The following is a 401-nucleotide window of genomic DNA, read 5'->3' on the forward strand; positions in this document are numbered from 1 at the left end:
GAATTGGCCAGGATGTCCTTGCCCTGCTGGACGTTGGTGCCCTCGAGTCGGACGACCAGCGGCACTGCGAGGTTCACTTCCTTGGCGGCCGCGACGATGCCCTCGGCGATGATGTCGCAGCGCATGATGCCGCCGAAGATGTTGACCAGGATGCCCTTCACCGCCGGATCGCTCAGGATGATCTTGAACGCCGCGGTGACCTTCTCCTTGTTCGCGCCGCCGCCGACGTCGAGGAAGTTGGCCGGGAACATGCCGTTCAGCTTGATGATGTCCATCGTCGCCATCGCCAGGCCGGCGCCGTTGACCATGCAGCCGATGTCGCCGTCGAGCTTGATATAGGCGAGGTCGTACTTCGACGCCTCGAGCTCCATCGGATCCTCTTCGGTCTCGTCGCGCAGCTC

At 63.3% G+C, this 401-nt stretch carries 1 pseudogene; it reads right to left on the reverse strand.

Annotation, left to right across the window (positions count from 1 at the left end):
* Positions 1 to 401, reverse strand: a pseudogene (sucC, locus tag DD559_RS19295) (succinate--CoA ligase subunit beta); the annotation flags it as partial.

It is taken from the genome of Sphingomonas pokkalii, from assembly GCF_003096275.1.
Classification (GTDB): Bacteria; Pseudomonadota; Alphaproteobacteria; order Sphingomonadales; family Sphingomonadaceae; genus Sphingomonas; species Sphingomonas pokkalii.